Below are 14787 nucleotides of genomic sequence, written 5' to 3' on the forward strand. Positions count from 1 at the left end.
GGTCCTTCATCATCCACTTGGGAACGGTGCACAACTTCTCCCGGAGCATGGCCTGTATCGCGCCTTCGCGGTGCGCCCGTTTCCCCGTGCCCCTCTTCGCCCGCGTGCGGCCCCCGTCGCCCACGCTCCTCTCCCGCTCGTCCCTTTGGAGACACCCTGATGGAAACCCTGTTCGGCTGGGTCACCCAGCCCGAGGCCTGGCTTGCCTTCGGCACGCTGCTGCTGCTCGAAGTCGTGCTCGGCATCGACAACGTGATCTTTATCAGCATTCTGGCAGGCAAACTGCCGCCCGAACAGCGCCAGCGGGCACGCACCATCGGCCTGCTCGCCGCGATGCTGATGCGGCTCGCGCTGCTGTTCTCGATTGCCTGGATCTACCGGTTGCAAAACGACCTGTTCGAGATTTTCGGAAGGGGCTTTTCGGGCCGCGACCTGATCCTGATTTTCGGCGGACTCTTCTTGCTCTACAAGGCCGTCAAGGAGATGCACGAGCAGCTCGAAGGGCCCGGCGCACACGAGCCCACCCTGGGGGGCGTGGGGGCGGCGAACTTCGCGGGCATCATCGCGCAGATCATGGTGCTCGATATCGTGTTCAGCCTCGACTCGGTGATCACGGCGGTCGGCATGGCCGACGACATCGGCGTGATGGTGAGCGCCGTCGTCGTGACGGTGCTCATCATGCTCGTCGCCGCGCGGCCCATCGGCGAGTTCGTGCAGGCACACCCCACCGTCAAGATGCTGGCCCTGGCCTTCCTCCTCCTGATCGGCGTCAACCTGATCGCCGACGGCTTCGGGTTCAAGATTCCCAAGGGGTACACGTACTTCGCGATGGGCTTCGCCATCATGGTCGAGCTGCTCAACCTGCGCGCCCGCAAGGGCAAGCCGGTCGCCCTGCACGAGACGCAGAGGCACCCGGACGCGGGCTGAGCCTCACCCCCGCCGAGCCGCGCCCCCCCTCATCCGGGGGGCGCTTTTTCATCGGCCCGCACTATCACCCCTCCACCGGCGGAACGCGCGCCGAGGCGACCTCGCCCCCCGGGCCACGCAGAGCGAGGACCCATTCCAGGCCGTCTCGGCTCACCTCAGGCGAGGCGGTGGCCCACACACCCGGATGCGTTCCCTCCTCGCCGAGGCCCCGGAGCCAGAGATCTTGCGCGGTGCTCAGCAGTTGCCAGGCCACGTTCTCCGGCCCGCCCTCCGCAAGCCCGACCACGCTGTCCACCTGGCCGTCCCAGAGGAGGACGATCTCCCGGTCGCCCTCCTTCACCGCGCCGAAACCGAGGCGTGGGCCGAACAAGGCCTGCAAGGCTCCGAGCAGCGCCTCAAGCCTCACGTCCGCCCAGGAAGATCGCCGCAGACGGGCACAGGTCGCGCAGAACGCACGTCTCGCAGCGGGGCCGCCCCGCCTTGCAGGTCTGGCGACCGTGGCGGATGGTGGCGACGTGGAAGGTGTAGCGGGCCGTCCAGTCGCGCGGGAGCACCTCGTCGAACCAGCGCTCCACCTTGACGGCGCTCCAGCGGGACGGGGTGAGGTCGAGCCGCTTGGCGATGCGGTCGATGTGCGTATCCACCGGCATCGCGGGTCTTGCCAGATCGAACAGCAGCACACAGCTCGCCGTCTTGGGTCCCACCCCGGGCAGCGATTCCAGCAGGGCGCGGGCCTCCGCGTCGCCGAGGTCGCGGGTCTCCCGCAGGCTCAGGGCGCCGCGCGTCTCCTCCAGCCGGTGCAGGACGTTCCAGATGTAGTCGGCCTTGATCCTCGCCAGACCGCCGCCCGCCGCGCGGAGGACGGCCTCGATGCCGTCCGGGCCGTCCGCCAGCGCCGCCTCCCAACTCGGGTAGGCGAGCTTGAGCGCCCCGAACTGCCGCCGGGTGATCGCGCCGACGTTCTGCTGGCTGAGGATCGTTTCGATCAGGCCGTCCAGGGGTTCGGGACTGAGCCTGGGGCGGGGTGGGGTCGGCAGGTACGTTTCCGCCAGCCGCCGCGCGATCTCGGGGAGGTGGGGGGGCGGCGGCGCCTCCTGGCCGGGGGTGGGGCGGGGGGCGCGGACCCTGGGAGGCGGGGCGGTCGCGGTCAGCGTGAGGGAGGACCCGGGCGGGGGAGCGGGAACGCGGGGCACGGCCCAGGCTAGCCCCGGGGTGGAGGCGGGACTGTGCTGGAGGTCGGACCCCGGGGCTCCCTACTGCCGGGCGCGCAGCCTGGTGACGTTCCCCGCCGCGTCGCGGACCTCGATGTCGGCGTAGATGCCGGTCGTCTCGGCGTAGAAGTCCACCCGGGCACCCGGCGTGACGTTGAGGCGGTTGCCGTCCACGAGAATCTGGGCGACCCGGGTGTCGTCGGTGGCGACGCCGGTCACGCGGATCACGTTGCGCTCGCGCTCGAAGCGGGTGACCTTGATGACCGGATTCGTGCCGTCCACGCTGACGGGGAGGCGCAGGGTGCTCTCGTTGCCCGCCGCGTCGCGCGCCCGGATCGTGTACTCGCCGCGCGAGCCCTGAATCTGCGTCTGGAAGACGAAGTTGGCGAGCTTCGGCGTGCCTCCCTGGAGGGGGACGGGGCGGCCCTCCACCGTCAGGTCCTTGACGCCGTGGTCGTCGAGCACGTAGCCCTTGACCACGAAGTTGCGCGCCTGGCTGACCCCGCCCCCCTCGGGGCTGGTGATCACGATGCGCGGCTGGAAGGTGTCGGCAGTCCGGTTGCACGCCCCCAGCAGCGCGGCGAGCGGGAGGAGCAGCAGGCGGGCGCGGCGCATGGGGGCAAGTATAGCTGTCAGCCGTCAGCCCTCAGCCGTCAGCAGCGAGAGCCGAGGCGACAGCATCACGCTGAGAGCTGATCGCTGATGGCTGACGGCTGATCGCTTTCCCCCCGCCCCGGTGCTTTAATGCCCCCCGTGAGCGCGCCCCCCCGCCCCCCCGCCGTCAGCCGTGCCATCCCCGAGGGCACCCGCGATGTCCTGCCGCCCGAGTGGGCGTGGCGGGAGCATCTGCGCTCGCGGCTGATGAGCGTCTTCTCCGCCTGGGGGTATCAGGGAGTGGAGGTGCCCGCGCTGGAATTCGCCTCGGAGGCGCACCCGCAAAATGCCCGCGCCTTCAAACTGATCGACGCGAGCGGCGAGGTGCTGGCCCTGCGCAGCGAATACACCACGGCCATCGGTCGGCTCGTGCGCGCCCGCTTCCCGCAGGGGCCCTTTCCCCTGCGCCTCCAGTACGGCGGGCGGCTGTGGCTGCGCACCCTGACGAGCGAGCTGGGCAGGCTGCGCGAGTTCTACCAAGTCGGCGTGGAACTCGTCGGCGTGGAGACCCCGCAGGCCGACGCGGAGCTGCTGGGGCTGGGCGCGCGGGCGCTGGAGACGGTCGGCGTGCGGGCGGTGATGGAGGTCGGCTACCCCGGCTTCGTGGACGCCGTGCTGGAGGACGCGGGGCTGCACGGCGAGGCGCGCGATGCCCTGCACGGGGCCATCGACCGCAAGAGCGGGGCGGACGTGGACCTCCTCGCCCGGCGGCACGGCCTGGGGGCGGAGGTGACGCGCACCCTGCACCTGCTGACCGACCTGTACGGCGGGCCTGAGGTTCTGGAGCAGGCGGCGGGGCTGGCGCGAGGGGAAAGGGCACGGGCGGCCGTCGGGCATTTAGAGGCGGTCGCCGCGCTGTGCGGGCCGGGGCTGCTCTTCGACCTGGGGGCCAGCCGCCGTTACGGGTACTACACCGGGATCACCTTCCGCGCCTACGCTGTGGAGCTCAACCAGCCGGTGCTGGGCGGCGGGCGCTACGACCTCTCCGGGGTGCCGGGGGCGGGCTTCGCCATCGGTCTGGAGCGGTTGACGGAGGTGGCGGCGGCGGCGCTCCCCCCCGAGCCCGAGGTCGTGCTGGCCCTCGACCCCGCCGGGGCGGAGACGGCCCGCGCCGCCGGACTCGTGGCCGAACTCGCCTGGACGGACGACCGTGAGGAACTCCTCGCGTATTGCGTGCGTCGAGGTATTCGCCGCTGGGCACAGGGGGAGACGATCAGCGAGGAGGAGCCCGCTTGACTCCGACCATCCAGCGCGGCCCCGACCACCTCACCCTCGCGCTGCCCAAGGGCCGGATTCTGGAGGAGGCCGTGAGTCTGCTCTCCCGCGCCGGGCTGCCCCTCTCCTTGCCCGAGCGGTCCCGCGCGTTGCGGCACGAGTTTCCCGGCGTGACCGTGCTCGAACTCCGCAACCAGGACGTGCCCGTGTACGTGGACCTCGGCGTGGCGGACGCGGGCATCGTCGGGAAGGACGTGCTCGTCGAGTCGGGGCGGGCGGTGTACGAACCCGTGGACCTGCGCTTCGCCGGGTGCCGCCTGTCCCTGATCCGCGAGGTGGGGGCGTCGGGGCCCATCGGTCGCGTCGCCACGAAGTACCCCCGCTCGGCCCGCCTGTACCTCGCCTCGCGCGGCCTCCCCGCCGAGGTTGTCAAGCTCAGCGGCAACATCGAACTCGCCGCGCTGACGGGCCTCGCCGACGCCGTGGTGGACCTCGTGCAGACGGGCAGCACCCTGAGCGCGAACAACCTGGAGGAGGTCGAGGTGCTGTTCCACTCCAGCGCCCGCCTCGTCGTGAACCGCGCGGCCCTCAAGCTGCGGCGCGAGCGGCTGCGGCCCCTGATCGGGCGGCTGCGGGAGTTGACGGCGATGGAGGCGGGAAGCCAGGGCGTCTGACGAGGAATGTTGTCACGCTGAGCCCAGCGAAGCATCTCCTCAACGCTTCCGGGGACCCTTCGCTCCGCTCAGGGTGACAATTCCCGACTTTAGATCCGCGACGGACGCAGGCCGTTTTCTCGGTGACGCAGGCTCAAGCGGGCGTCACCGTCTCCTTGCCCAGCGCCTCCGCCATCCGCTCCAGCGCCTCGATCAAGAGCGCGCGGCTGGTGGCGAAGTTGACGCGGATGAAGCCCTGGTACTGGGGCTTGAGTTCTTCCGGCGCGAAGACGGGGCCGTCGTGGACGGCGATCCTGGCCTCTTCCAGCAGGAACTTCTGAATCTCCCCGGCGCGCGGGTGCGCCCGCAGGTCGAGCCACGCGAGGTAGGTCGCCTCGACGGGGAAGGAGCGCACCCAGGGGAGCCGCGCCTCGACGAACGCCTGGAGCACGTCGCGGTTCCCCCGCAGGTAGGCCACGGTGTCCGCGAGCCAGGGGCCGCCTCCCCGCAGGGCCGCCTGCCACATCGTCACGCTCAGGGCGCTGGGGTGGCCCATCAGGCCCCCGGCGGCAGCTTTGACCCGCTTCACCAGCTCGGGGTCGTGGCTCACCATCGCCCCGATGCCCAGGCCCGCCGTGTTGTACGCCTTGCAGGGGCCGGTGAGGGTGATCGTCCTCGCCCGCACGCGCGGGTCGGCGGCGAAGGACTCGAACGCCGGGCCCGTGTACCGCAGGTCGGCGTGCAGCTCGTCCGACATCACCCACAGGTCGCGGGCCAGCACGAGGTCGCGCAAGCGGGTGAGTTCCTGGGCGTCCCACACCCGCCCGGTGGGATTGTGGGGGTGGCAGAGCAGGAGCAGCCTGCTGCCCTCGGTCGCCTGTTCCAGCGCCTCCCAGTCGATCTCCCAGCGCGCCCCCCCCTCCCGCAGCGGCGCGGCGGCCACCCTTCGCCCCTGGTCCGTGATGCTGAGGTGGAAGGGATGGTACACGGGCGTCATGGTGACGACGGGCTCACCCGGCTCGGTCAGCGCCTTGACGGCTGCGTAGATGCCCGGCACCACGCCCGGCAGGAAGGCGATGCCCTCCCCGGGAAGGTCGGTCAGCCCCTGGGTGGCGAGGTGCCCCCGCAACTGCCCGTTCAGGGTGGAATCGCCCATAAGCTGGTGGTAACCCAGCCCGCGCGTCAGGCGGTCTCGCAGGGCGGCGACGATGGGGGGCGCGACCGGGTAGTCCATGTCGGCGACCCAGAGGGGAATGACGCCCTCGTCGTGGACGGTCCACTTCAGGCTGTCCACGTGCCGGAGCGTCGCGGCGTCGAGGCCGCCGTAGGGGTCGGCGACGGAAGCGTCGGGCAGGAGTTCGCTGGGCTGCGCGTCGGTCATGGGGGGAGGATACGCCGACTCAGGCTAGGCCCCCTGTCCTCCCGCGATTCGGGCGAGTTCGGCGGCGTCCACCACGCGCACCGTGCGCCGCTCCAGGTGAATCAGGTTCAGGCGGTAGAACTCCCCCAGCTTGCGGCTGACGAGTTCGGGCACCGTGCCGAGCAGGGCGGCGAGTTCGCTGTTGGTGGGCAGGGCGTGGGGCTCCCCCGCGTGCTCCAGTAGGTAGGCGGCGAGGCGTTCGCCGAGTTCGCTGAACACGAGTTGCTCGACCCGCGCGAGGAGTTCGGCCTGCCGCCGAGCGAGGTAGGCGATCACCGCCCCGGCGAGGGCGGGCGTGCCGCAGACGCGCTCGCGCACCGCCGCCGCGGGCAGGGCCAGCACCTCGGTCGGGGCGGTGAGGGCCACCGCGCTCGCCGGGTACCGCGCCTGCGCCTCGAAGGCCGCCACCCCCGCCACGACCTGCCGCGGCCCCTCGACGTGCAGGGTCAGCTCGCGGGTGCCCCCCCGCGCCAGCCGGTAGACGCGGACGCTGCCCGAACTCACCACGTACATCGTGTCCGCCGCGTCCCCCGCCCGAAAGAGGTGCTCGCCGCGCGTGAAGGACCGGAAGGACGCCAGAGCCGCCAGCGGCCCCAGGTCGGCGGGGTCGGCTCCCCGGAAGATGGGCGCCTGGGCGAGCAGTCGTTTGGCCTGGGAGGTCACGTCCCCAGATGCTGCCACGCCGTGGGCTGGGAAGGAGGTCAAGACCCCTCCCTACTCCTACGCCCCGCCGAGCAGCGTGACGAGCACCCGCGTGCCCGGCCCGGCGGCCGCCAGGGCGAGGGGCCGGTCCCCGTCGTGGGTGACGACCTCGGCCCCGTGGAGGGTCCGGGTGCCCTCGCCGGTCGTGACGTGCAGCGTGCCGCTCAGAACGGCGATCACCACCCGCGCTCCCGGGTGCGCGTGGCGGGGGATGCCCTCCCCTTCGTTCAGGTGAAAGAGGAGGCTGCGGCCCCCCGGTGTCGCCGCGAGAACCTGCGGGGGCTGGGCGCGGTTCACACGCTCCCCCGCGCGTGCCTCTCCAGGCTCACCCGCATCCGCCCGGCGAGGGCAAGCAGCGCCTCCGCCCCGGGTGGGTCCACCTCGTCGCGCAAGGGTTCGCCCCACAACTCCAGCCAGCGGTCGAAGTGCGCCGCGTCGATGCCCAGGGCCGCGTGCGCCGGGCCGGGTTGCCCCCGGTAGGCGCTCGGCCCGCCGAGAACTGCCCGCCAGAACCCCTCCAGCCGCGCGAGGTGGACGGACCACCCTCCGCGCGGAAAGGGGCCCATCCGACGGGTGAAGACAGGACCCAGGAGCTCGTCCCGCGTCACCCGCGCGTAGAAGACCCACAGCAACCGCCGCAGCCGCTCGTCGCCGAGCCGGGCGGAGGGCGAGCTCATGGGTGCGCGAGGACGGCCAGCCCGCACAGCAGGACGCTGGCCGTGAGGGTGAGGTGGGTGATCCAGGGGGCCGGGGCCGCTCCCGCCCTTCCCGCCCGCCGGACGTGCAGGGTCACGAGGGCGCCGATCAGGACCAGCACCGCGAGTTCGAGGAGCAGGGGCGCGGTGAAGCCCCCGGTCAGGCCGAGCGCGAGCACGACGAGCAGCAGCAACCCCGTCAGCGGGCCGTTCACCCGGGCGTAGTGGCGACCCACGACGCGGCGGTGGGCGCCCCGGGTCGTCTCATCGGGGAACAGCTCCTTGAAGGCGGGGCTCACGACGAAGGTGGTGAAGAGGTACATCCCCACCCACACGCCGACGAGCAGCACGTTGAGGGCGGCGAGGACCGTCATAGCCCAAAGAACGCCCTGTTCTTGACGATGAACTCGGTCTCGCCCGCGGGCACGTCCTCCTCGGGGAAGATGGCGCTGACGGGGCAGGCGGGGACGCACGCACCGCAGTCGATGCACTCGTCGGGGTGGATGAGGTACTGGTCGCCGCCGTCATAGATGCATTCGACCGGGCACACCTCGGTGCAGGCCTGGTCCTTGACGCCGATGCAGGAGCTGACGATCACGTGGGTCATGGGGGTATGTTGCCCGCCCGCCCGGCCCGCCCGCCATGACTCAGGTCATGGGCGCCGTACACTGGGCCGCGATGCTGGCAATTATTGGGGCGATGGACGAGGAGATCGAATTGCTGCTCGCGGACCTGCGGGAGCGTGAGGACCTGGAACGGCCCGGCGTGACCCTGCACCGGGGCGTGCTGGAGGGGGTGCCCGTGCTCCTGACCCGCGGCGGGATCGGCAAGGTGAACGCCGCGATGACGACCACGCACCTGCTCGCGGCGGGTGCCTCGCGGGTCATCTTCACGGGCGTGGCGGGCGGCGTCTTGCCGGGCTTGCGGGTGGGCGACATCGTGGTGAGCACCGACCTCGTGCAGCACGACGTGGACGTGACTGCGCTGGGCTACGAGGTCGGCACCATGCCCGGCGAGCCCCCCGCCTGGCCCGCCGACGAGCGGCTGCGGGCGGTCGCGCTGGCGGCGGCGGGCGAGGTGGAGGGCGTGCGCGTTCTGGAGGGCCGGGTGGCGAGCGGTGACCAGTTCGTCGCCTCGCGCGAGGGAGCGGGGCGGCTGCACGAGCTCTTCGGGGCGGCCTGCGCGGAGATGGAGGGGGCCGCCGTCGCCCAGGTGTGCGCCAAGGCGGGCGTGCCCTTCGTGGTCATCCGCTCGGTCAGCGACACCGCCGACAAGGGCGCGAGGGTGGACTACCGCACCTTCATGCCCCTCGTCGCCCGGCACGCCAAACAGGTCGTGCGGGGGATGCTCGCCCGGTTGGCCGCGCAGGGGTGAACACGTCCGTCACCCGGACGCTCCCCGCTCCCGTGCGCTTCGTGCTGGGGCTGGGCGTGCTCGTGGCCTTCGCGGCGCTGGGCACCGCCCTCGTCTCCGCCCTGCGGCTGCCGCTGCCGGGGTCGGTGGTCGGCATGGTGCTGCTGTGGGCGGCCCTGTCCCTGGGGGTGGTGCGGCTCCACTGGATCGAGGACGCCGCCGACGGCCTGCTCGGCACCCTGGGGCTGCTGTTCGTGCCCGCCACCGTGGGCGTGGTCGAGTACCTGTCGGCGGGGGCGGCGTGGGCGCTGTGGCTGCTCGTGATGCTCGCCGGGTTGCTGCTGGGGGCGGGGGCGGCGGGGCTGGTGGCGGGGCGGCTGGTGCGGGGGTGAGGGGGAGCTTTCAGCCATCCGCCGTCAGCCGTCCGCTCTCGACGACCGGGGGGCCCCTGTGATCTGGGTCGCCCTCACCCTCCTCGCCTTCGCGCTGGGCGTGGTGGCGCAGGTCAGGACGCGGAGTGCCCTCGTCAACCCCACCCTGATCGCCACGGTGGTCGTGGCGGCGGTGCTGCTGGTGTCGGGCACGGCGTACTCCACCTACCAGGCGCAGGTGCGGCCCGTCTCCTTCCTGCTGGGTCCGGCGGTGGTGGCGCTCGCGGTGCCGCTCTACCGGCTGCGGGCACTGCTGGTGCGGGAGTGGCGGGCGCTGGCGCTGGGGGGCGCGGCGGGCACGCTCGTCGGGGTGGGGGCCGACACGCTGCTGCCCCGCCTCCTCGGCCTGAGCGTGGAGGCGCAGCGGTCGCTGTCGACGGCCCCGGCGACAAGCCCCGTCGCCCTGCAACTCGCCCACCTCACCGGGGCGCCCCCGGCCCTCGCGGCGACGCTGGCCGTGCTGTCGGGACTGCTGGGCGCCCTGGTCCTCCCCCCCGCCCTGACGCGGCTGGGCGTGCGTCATCCCCTCGCTCGGGGGGTTGCCATCGGCAGCGTCGCGCACGGGATCGGCACCGCCCGCGCCCGCGAGGAGGGGGAGCAGACCGGGGCCGCGAGCAGCATCGGCATGGGGCTCGCCGCCCTCGTCGTGACCCTGGTGGTGGCGCTGACCCGCTGAGGCTCAGAGCCGCGCGAGCACCGTCTCCGCCCCCGTCACCCGGTCGCCCACGCTGACCTGCGGGGTGGCACCGGCGGGCAGCGTCAGCAGGACGAGGCCCCCCTCCCCCAGGAAGGCGAGCTTGTGCCCGGCGCGGGCCTCGTCGCCCCGCCGGAGGTAGGTCGTCGCGTTCAGGCCGCCCGCCCCCGCCACGAAGGTCACGCTCACGTCGCCGTTCGCGGCGGTCAGGGTCGTGGTGTGGCGCTCGTTCTCCACCGCGCCGCGCGTGCCGAGCAGGTCGGCGGGGAGGCCCAGCAGGAGGCCGGGGCTTCCCAGGGGCGCGTTCAGGCGGCTCCCGAGGTGCTCGACTCCCGTGGCCGTGCCGCTCACCGGGACATAGGCGAAATGCACGTCGAGGGGCCCGACATGGAGCCCGACGAGCCAGCCCTCGCGCACGTCCGCGCCGGTCAGGTCACGCGCGCCCAGCGGGGCGGCCAGCGTCTCCACCCGCACCTCCCCGTTCTCGATGCGCCGGACGAAACACACCAGCCCGTCGGCGGGGCTGAGGACCGCGCCCGCGTCCTGCGGCGGGATGCGGATGGGATCGCGGTAACGGCGCACCCCGCGCACGTACCAGACGGCGGCTCCCAGGGCGGCGAGGGGCAGGATCAGGCGGGGGAGTCGGGGCATGGGGGGAGTGTAGAGGAGGAACGGGCGGGGCCGCCGGGACCCCCGGTTTCCACCCCGCCGACCTCACCGCGAGACGAGAATCTGCACGCTCTGGAGGGTGTCGGGCTGGGCGCCCGCGACCGGCGTCTCCCCGCCCTGCCCGCTCGTCGCCGTCCGCGTGAGCCTCGCCAGCACGTCCTGACCCGCCACCACCCTGCCGAACACGGTGTATTCGCCGCTCAGGAAGTCGGCAGGCGCGAGCGTGACGAAAAACTGGCTCCCCTGCGAGAAGGGACTCTGCGAGCGGGCCATGCCGAGAACCCCCGCCGAGTTGAAGTTCAGCCCCTGGTCGAGTTCCACGAAGAAATCGTAGCCGGGCCCCCCCGTCCCCCACTTCCCCCGCTGGGAGAGGTCCGCGCTGAGCGGATCGCCCCCCTGCGCCATGAAGCCGTCGATCACCCGGTGAAAGCGTGTCCCGTCGTAGAAGTGGTTCAGCGCCAGGAACACGAAGTTGTTGACCGCCTTGGGCGCCTGCCGGGCGTACAGCTCGACGGTCACGTCCCCCTTGCCCGTCCTCAGGACAGCCCGGTAGGTCTTCGCGGGATCGACCACCCAGCCCGGCTCCTTGAAGGAACGGACCGGCTGGGCGCTGAGGGGCGGCACCGGGATGAAGGTGGGCGCGGCGGCGGGGCGGGCAGGCGCCGTGGCCGGGGTGGAGGTCTGCGCGAGGGCGGCGGAGGCGAGCAGCAGGGCGGACAGGGTGAGGGAACGCATGAGGCTTAGCCTAGCTGGTGACGGGGCCTTCTCCACCGGCGCCCCGCCGAGATGATCAGGTCGAGGGTCCGCTGGACCGACGCTTTATGGGCCTCCAGGCGCCCGATCTCCGCCGGGTCGGCGCCCGCCGCCGTCATCACCTTCAACACCTCGTCGTCTTTTTCAAGCCTCTTCCGCAGGTAAGCCAAGATGGTCGCCTCCCCCAACTCGCCCTTGGAGATGAAGGAAAGCTGTGACCATCGGGGCGCTCGCGGATGGAGGCCCGGGCGTTGAGCTTCTCGTAGCCCTCCGCCAGCTATTGCCCCTCACTGCCCGCAAGCTGGGGACCACCCGCGAACAGCAGGCCCGTCAGGGTCACGCACACCGCCTGTCTCCAGCCCCTCATCAGCATCTCCCTTCAAGCGGGCTGGGAACGCTCCATCATCCCTCCTCCACCGCCAGGCTCGTCGTGTACTTCTCCTGCTTGACCACAATCGTGCTCGCCGTGTTCCGCACGCCGGGGGTCGCGGCCAGCACGTCCACCAGGAAGGTCTGGTAGGCGTCGAGGTCGGGCACACACACCTTGAGCAGGTAGTCGGTGTCGCCCAGGCACAGGTAGCACTCCAGCACCTCGGGGCGGGCGCGCATGTGCTCGGCGAAGGTCTCGAAACCCTGCTTCGTCTGCTTGTCGAGCGTCACCCGCACGAGCACCATCAGGTCCCTCCCGACGAGTTTGGGGTCGAGCAGGGCCACGTAGCGGCTGACCACCCCCTCCTCCTCCAGCCGCCGCACCCGGCGCAGCGTGGGCGCGGGCGTCAGGCCGATCTCGTCGGCGAGTTCGGTGTTCGGGATGCGGGCGTCGCGCTGGAGGATGGTCAGGATGCGGCGGTCGATGGCGTCGAGTTCGGGCCGTGACATAAATGCCAGCAGTTTAGCCCTTTCACGCAACGACGTTGCGGATATGCACCCCAGAGCTGGGAAGGAAGCAATCGCAAGTGCCGATGCTCCTGCTACCATTGCGCCAAGGCAACAGAGAATCCGTCGGCGGGGCACCTCTTTCCGCGCGGCGTGTGGAGGCAAGGACATGCGAATCGGACTTCCCAAGGAAATCAAGGTCAAGGAAAACCGGGTGGCCCTCACGCCGGGCGGGGTGGCGACCCTGGTGCGGCGCGGGCACACGGTCACCGTCGAGCGCGGGGCGGGCGCGGGCAGCGCCATCACGGACGGCGAGTACGAGGGGGCGGGCGCCCAGATCGGCACGGCGGCGGACGCCTGGGGGGCCGAGATGGTCGTGAAGGTCAAGGAGCCCGTCGAGGCCGAGTACGGCTATCTACGGGACGACCTCCTGCTCTTCACGTACCTGCACCTCGCCGCCGACCGCCCGCTCACCGAGGCGCTCCTGACCTCGGGCACGACCGCCATCGCCTACGAGACGGTGCAGCTCGAGGACGGCAGCCTCCCCCTGCTGATGCCCATGAGCGAGGTCGCCGGGCGGCTGAGCGTGCAGGCGGGTGCGTACCACCTCCAGAAGCCGGTCGGCGGGCGCGGGGTGCTGCTGGGCGGGGTTCCGGGCGTGCAGGCGGGCCATGTGGTCATCCTGGGCGGCGGCGTGGTGGGAACGAACGCGGCGAAGATGGCGATGGGGCTGGGCGCGAAGGTCACGGTCCTCGACGTGTCGCACCGCCGCCTGACCTACCTCGACGACGTGTTCTTCGGCAAGCTCACCACCATGATGAGCAGCGAGGCGAACATCCGCGCCCTGCTGCCGGAGGCGGACCTCCTGATCGGCGGCGTGCTGATCCCCGGCGCCAAGGCCCCGCACCTCGTCACGCGCGACATGCTGCCCCTGATGCAGGAGGGCAGCGTCATCGTGGACGTGGCGGTGGACCAGGGCGGCTGCGTGGAGACGATCCACCCCACCACCCACGACGACCCGACCTACCTCGTGGACGGCGTGATCCACTACGGCGTGGCGAACATGCCGGGCGCCGTGCCGCGCACGAGCACCTTCGCGCTCACCAACCAGACGTTGCCCTACGCGCTGCTCCTCGCCGATCAGGGCGTGGAGGCGCTGAGCCGTAACCCGGCGTTGCGGCGCGGCCTGAACACCTACCGGGGCCAGATCACCTATGGGGGCGTGGCCGAAGCCTTCGAGCTGCCCGTCGCCAAGGCAGAGGCCGTGCTGGCGTAAGCGGGAGGCCAACAGGGGGCGAGGCAACCACTTCGGCGGCCTCGCCCCTTCCCCTTCAGTTCCGACTAGCCTTCAGCGGCGTCAACCCCGCCTCGATCTGCTTCCGCCTCGGCTCCAGGAAGGGCGCGAGCACCAGCGATTCCCCGAGGTGGGCCGGGTCCTCGTCCACCGCGAAGCCCGGGCCGTCGGTCGCTAGTTCGATCAGGATGCCCTGCGGCTCGCGGTAGTAGACCGAGTGGAACCAGTGGCGGTCCACCTCGCCGCTCGTCCGCAGGCCCAGGCCGCTGAGCCGCTCGCTCCAGGCGTGGTAATCCTCGTCCCGCACCCGCAGGGCGAGGTGGTGGACGCCGCCCGCACCGGACCGCGCCGCAGGCAGAGAGGAGTCGAGGCGCAGGTGGAGTTCGGTGTGCGGCCCGCCCTCCCCCATCGCGTAAACGTGGACTGTCCGGTCGGGCTTCTCGGGGTCGGGATAGGTGCCCGCCGCGTGCAGACCATAGGCGCGAGTCAACACCCGCTCAGTGGGAAAGAGGCCGGGCAGGGTCAGTTCGACGGGCCCGAGGCCGAGAATCTGGTGCTCGGCGGGGACGAGACTGCCCTCCCACGCCACCCCTTCCGGCCCTCCTTCCACAAGGCTGAGGCGCTGGCCCTCCGGGTCGGCAAAGTCTAGGTGGGGGCGATTCGCGCGGGTGACGGGCGTAACGGTCAGGCCCTGTCCTCGCAGATGCTCGGTCCACCAACCCAAGCTCCCCTCGGGCACCCGCAGCCCCGTGCGCGTGATCGAGTTGTTGCCCGGTACCTCGGGCGGCACGGGCCACTCGAAGAAGGTCAGGTCGCTCCCCGGACTCCCCACCCCGTCCGCGAAGAAGAGGTGGTAGGCCGTCACGTCGTCCTGATTGACCGTCTTCTTGACGAGCCGCAGGCCCAGCACACCCGTGTAGAAGTCGAGGTTCGCCTGCGCGTTCGCCGTCACGGCGGTGACGTGGTGCAGCCCGTGGGGGATGAGGGGGGAGTTGGTCATGGGGTCAGTGTAGATCGTTCAACGTTGAACTACAGTGAGATGCAGGGTTTTCTCCCTCTCCCCTCGTGGGAGAGGGTCGGGGTGAGGGGGAAGGCAAGTCCTCTCACCGCTAAGAAGATGCCTTCCCTTCCTACTGGCCTTGGGATGGCGTGCCCGTTCACCCCCTCCCAGCCTCCCCCCTCAAGGGGAGGAGCGAAAAGATGAAGGCGCGAGACGGTCATCACCGCCCCGCGCCCCTCA

The 14787-nt window shown here is 71.6% G+C and carries 20 protein-coding genes and 1 pseudogene; 7 read left to right on the forward strand and 14 right to left on the reverse strand.

The window, feature by feature from the left end; translation table 11 throughout:
* Positions 1-156: 156 nt before the first annotated feature.
* The gene (locus IC605_RS02150; RefSeq protein ID WP_216318800.1) at positions 157-927 is read left to right on the forward strand and encodes a TerC family protein; all 771 of its coding nucleotides are present in this window, start codon (positions 157-159) and stop codon (positions 925-927) included.
* Positions 928-991: 64 nt separating this feature from the next.
* On the opposite strand, the gene IC605_RS02155 is transcribed toward IC605_RS02150, so the two are convergent.
* From IC605_RS02155 to IC605_RS02165, 3 genes are read right to left on the reverse strand one after another with little or no spacing between them, the layout of a single operon-like run.
* A complete protein-coding gene (locus IC605_RS02155) occupies positions 992-1297 on the reverse strand; it encodes a hypothetical protein (protein ID WP_216318227.1) in 306 nt (101 codons plus the stop codon).
* Between the two features lie 25 nt (positions 1298-1322).
* The gene (locus IC605_RS02160; RefSeq protein ID WP_343216474.1) at positions 1323-2120 is read right to left on the reverse strand and encodes an endonuclease III domain-containing protein; all 798 of its coding nucleotides are present in this window, start codon (positions 2118-2120) and stop codon (positions 1323-1325) included.
* Between the two features lie 60 nt (positions 2121-2180).
* Positions 2181-2753 (reverse strand): hypothetical protein, encoded by a 573-nt coding sequence (locus IC605_RS02165; RefSeq protein WP_216318230.1) that lies wholly within the window; start codon positions 2751-2753, stop codon positions 2181-2183.
* A gap of 111 nt (positions 2754-2864) precedes the next feature.
* Here IC605_RS02165 and IC605_RS02170 point away from each other — a divergent pair.
* Positions 2865-4028: pseudogene (locus IC605_RS02170) on the forward strand (ATP phosphoribosyltransferase regulatory subunit); the annotation flags it as partial.
* A complete protein-coding gene (gene hisG, locus IC605_RS02175; RefSeq protein WP_216318236.1) occupies positions 4025-4681 on the forward strand; it encodes an ATP phosphoribosyltransferase in 657 nt (218 codons plus the stop codon). The pseudogene IC605_RS02170 and the gene hisG, both read left to right, overlap by 4 nt.
* Positions 4682-4814: 133 nt before the next feature.
* On the opposite strand, the gene IC605_RS02180 is transcribed toward hisG, so the two are convergent.
* From IC605_RS02180 to IC605_RS02205, 6 genes are read right to left on the reverse strand one after another with little or no spacing between them, the layout of a single operon-like run.
* Positions 4815-6041, reverse strand: a complete 1227-nt coding sequence (locus IC605_RS02180; RefSeq protein ID WP_216318240.1) for a MalY/PatB family protein — start codon at positions 6039-6041, stop codon at positions 4815-4817.
* A 24-nt stretch (positions 6042-6065) separates the two neighbouring features.
* Positions 6066-6785: a Crp/Fnr family transcriptional regulator gene (locus IC605_RS02185; RefSeq protein ID WP_246580252.1), complete on the reverse strand. Its 720-nt coding sequence runs from the start codon at positions 6783-6785 to the stop codon at positions 6066-6068.
* Positions 6786-6800: 15 nt separating this feature from the next.
* A complete protein-coding gene (locus IC605_RS02190; protein WP_216318242.1) occupies positions 6801-7079 on the reverse strand; it encodes a cupin domain-containing protein in 279 nt (92 codons plus the stop codon).
* Positions 7076-7459: a group III truncated hemoglobin gene (locus IC605_RS02195; protein ID WP_216318245.1), complete on the reverse strand. Its 384-nt coding sequence runs from the start codon at positions 7457-7459 to the stop codon at positions 7076-7078. The genes IC605_RS02190 and IC605_RS02195 overlap by 4 nt, the downstream gene beginning before the upstream one ends.
* A complete protein-coding gene (locus tag IC605_RS02200) occupies positions 7456-7851 on the reverse strand; it encodes a DUF4149 domain-containing protein (protein ID WP_216318248.1) in 396 nt (131 codons plus the stop codon). The genes IC605_RS02195 and IC605_RS02200 overlap by 4 nt, the downstream gene beginning before the upstream one ends.
* Positions 7848-8084: a ferredoxin gene (locus IC605_RS02205; RefSeq protein WP_216318252.1), complete on the reverse strand. Its 237-nt coding sequence runs from the start codon at positions 8082-8084 to the stop codon at positions 7848-7850. Before IC605_RS02205 ends, IC605_RS02200 begins: the two co-directional genes overlap by 4 nt.
* Before the next feature lie 71 nt (positions 8085-8155).
* Here IC605_RS02205 and IC605_RS02210 point away from each other — a divergent pair, with 71 nt between their 5' ends.
* The 3 genes from IC605_RS02210 to IC605_RS02220 are packed head-to-tail and all read left to right on the forward strand — an operon-like array spanning position 8156 to position 9937.
* The gene (locus tag IC605_RS02210) at positions 8156-8851 is read left to right on the forward strand and encodes a 5'-methylthioadenosine/adenosylhomocysteine nucleosidase (RefSeq protein WP_216318255.1); all 696 of its coding nucleotides are present in this window, start codon (positions 8156-8158) and stop codon (positions 8849-8851) included.
* Positions 8848-9222, forward strand: a complete 375-nt coding sequence (locus tag IC605_RS02215; RefSeq protein ID WP_216318258.1) for a CidA/LrgA family protein — start codon at positions 8848-8850, stop codon at positions 9220-9222. Before IC605_RS02210 ends, IC605_RS02215 begins: the two co-directional genes overlap by 4 nt.
* Positions 9223-9280: 58 nt before the next feature.
* Positions 9281-9937 carry an LrgB family protein gene (locus IC605_RS02220; RefSeq protein WP_216318261.1) on the forward strand — a complete coding sequence of 219 codons (657 nt, stop codon included), beginning with the start codon at positions 9281-9283 and terminating at the stop codon, positions 9935-9937.
* 3 nt (positions 9938-9940) lie between these two features.
* Here IC605_RS02220 and IC605_RS02225 read toward each other — a convergent pair whose 3' ends face one another.
* The 4 genes from IC605_RS02225 to IC605_RS02240 form a co-directional block, all read right to left on the reverse strand.
* On the reverse strand, positions 9941-10606 hold the full coding sequence (locus tag IC605_RS02225; protein WP_216318264.1) for a phosphatidylserine decarboxylase: 666 nt from the start codon (positions 10604-10606) through the stop codon (positions 9941-9943).
* Between the two features lie 63 nt (positions 10607-10669).
* Complete coding sequence (locus IC605_RS02230; RefSeq protein ID WP_216318267.1) at positions 10670-11359, reverse strand: peptidylprolyl isomerase; 690 nt, start codon at positions 11357-11359, stop codon at positions 10670-10672.
* Between the two features lie 5 nt (positions 11360-11364).
* Positions 11365-11547 carry a hypothetical protein gene (locus IC605_RS02235; RefSeq protein WP_216318270.1) on the reverse strand — a complete coding sequence of 61 codons (183 nt, stop codon included), beginning with the start codon at positions 11545-11547 and terminating at the stop codon, positions 11365-11367.
* A 232-nt stretch (positions 11548-11779) separates the two neighbouring features.
* Positions 11780-12256 (reverse strand): Lrp/AsnC family transcriptional regulator, encoded by a 477-nt coding sequence (locus tag IC605_RS02240; protein ID WP_216318273.1) that lies wholly within the window; start codon positions 12254-12256, stop codon positions 11780-11782.
* A gap of 166 nt (positions 12257-12422) precedes the next feature.
* On the opposite strand from IC605_RS02240, the gene ald reads away from it, so the two are divergent.
* On the forward strand, positions 12423-13529 hold the full coding sequence (gene ald, locus IC605_RS02245; RefSeq protein ID WP_216318276.1) for an alanine dehydrogenase: 1107 nt from the start codon (positions 12423-12425) through the stop codon (positions 13527-13529).
* A 55-nt stretch (positions 13530-13584) separates the two neighbouring features.
* On the opposite strand, the gene IC605_RS02250 is transcribed toward ald, so the two are convergent.
* Positions 13585-14547 carry a ring-cleaving dioxygenase gene (locus IC605_RS02250; RefSeq protein WP_216318279.1) on the reverse strand — a complete coding sequence of 321 codons (963 nt, stop codon included), beginning with the start codon at positions 14545-14547 and terminating at the stop codon, positions 13585-13587.
* Between the last annotated feature and the right edge of the window lie 240 nt (positions 14548-14787).

It is taken from the genome of Deinococcus aestuarii, assembly GCF_018863415.1.
GTDB classification, from domain to species: Bacteria; Deinococcota; Deinococci; order Deinococcales; family Deinococcaceae; genus Deinococcus; species Deinococcus aestuarii.

Excerpts from the sequence above, each read along its gene's own strand:
- IC605_RS02225 (WP_216318264.1), bottom strand. The coding sequence starts at position 10,606 with ATGCCCCGACTCCCCCGCCTGATCCTGCCCCTCGCCGCCCTGGGAGCC.
- IC605_RS02200 (WP_216318248.1), bottom strand. The coding sequence starts at position 7,851 with ATGACGGTCCTCGCCGCCCTCAACGTGCTGCTCGTCGGCGTGTGGGTG.
- IC605_RS02180 (WP_216318240.1), bottom strand. The coding sequence starts at position 6,041 with ATGACCGACGCGCAGCCCAGCGAACTCCTGCCCGACGCTTCCGTCGCC.
- IC605_RS02240 (WP_216318273.1), bottom strand. The coding sequence starts at position 12,256 with ATGTCACGGCCCGAACTCGACGCCATCGACCGCCGCATCCTGACCATC.
- IC605_RS02195 (WP_216318245.1), bottom strand. The coding sequence starts at position 7,459 with ATGAGCTCGCCCTCCGCCCGGCTCGGCGACGAGCGGCTGCGGCGGTTG.
- ald (WP_216318276.1), top strand. The coding sequence starts at position 12,423 with ATGCGAATCGGACTTCCCAAGGAAATCAAGGTCAAGGAAAACCGGGTG.
- IC605_RS02230 (WP_216318267.1), bottom strand. The coding sequence starts at position 11,359 with ATGCGTTCCCTCACCCTGTCCGCCCTGCTGCTCGCCTCCGCCGCCCTC.
- IC605_RS02210 (WP_216318255.1), top strand. The coding sequence starts at position 8,156 with ATGCTGGCAATTATTGGGGCGATGGACGAGGAGATCGAATTGCTGCTC.
- IC605_RS02205 (WP_216318252.1), bottom strand. The coding sequence starts at position 8,084 with ATGACCCACGTGATCGTCAGCTCCTGCATCGGCGTCAAGGACCAGGCC.
- IC605_RS02250 (WP_216318279.1), bottom strand. The coding sequence starts at position 14,547 with ATGACCAACTCCCCCCTCATCCCCCACGGGCTGCACCACGTCACCGCC.
- IC605_RS02165 (WP_216318230.1), bottom strand. The coding sequence starts at position 2,753 with ATGCGCCGCGCCCGCCTGCTGCTCCTCCCGCTCGCCGCGCTGCTGGGG.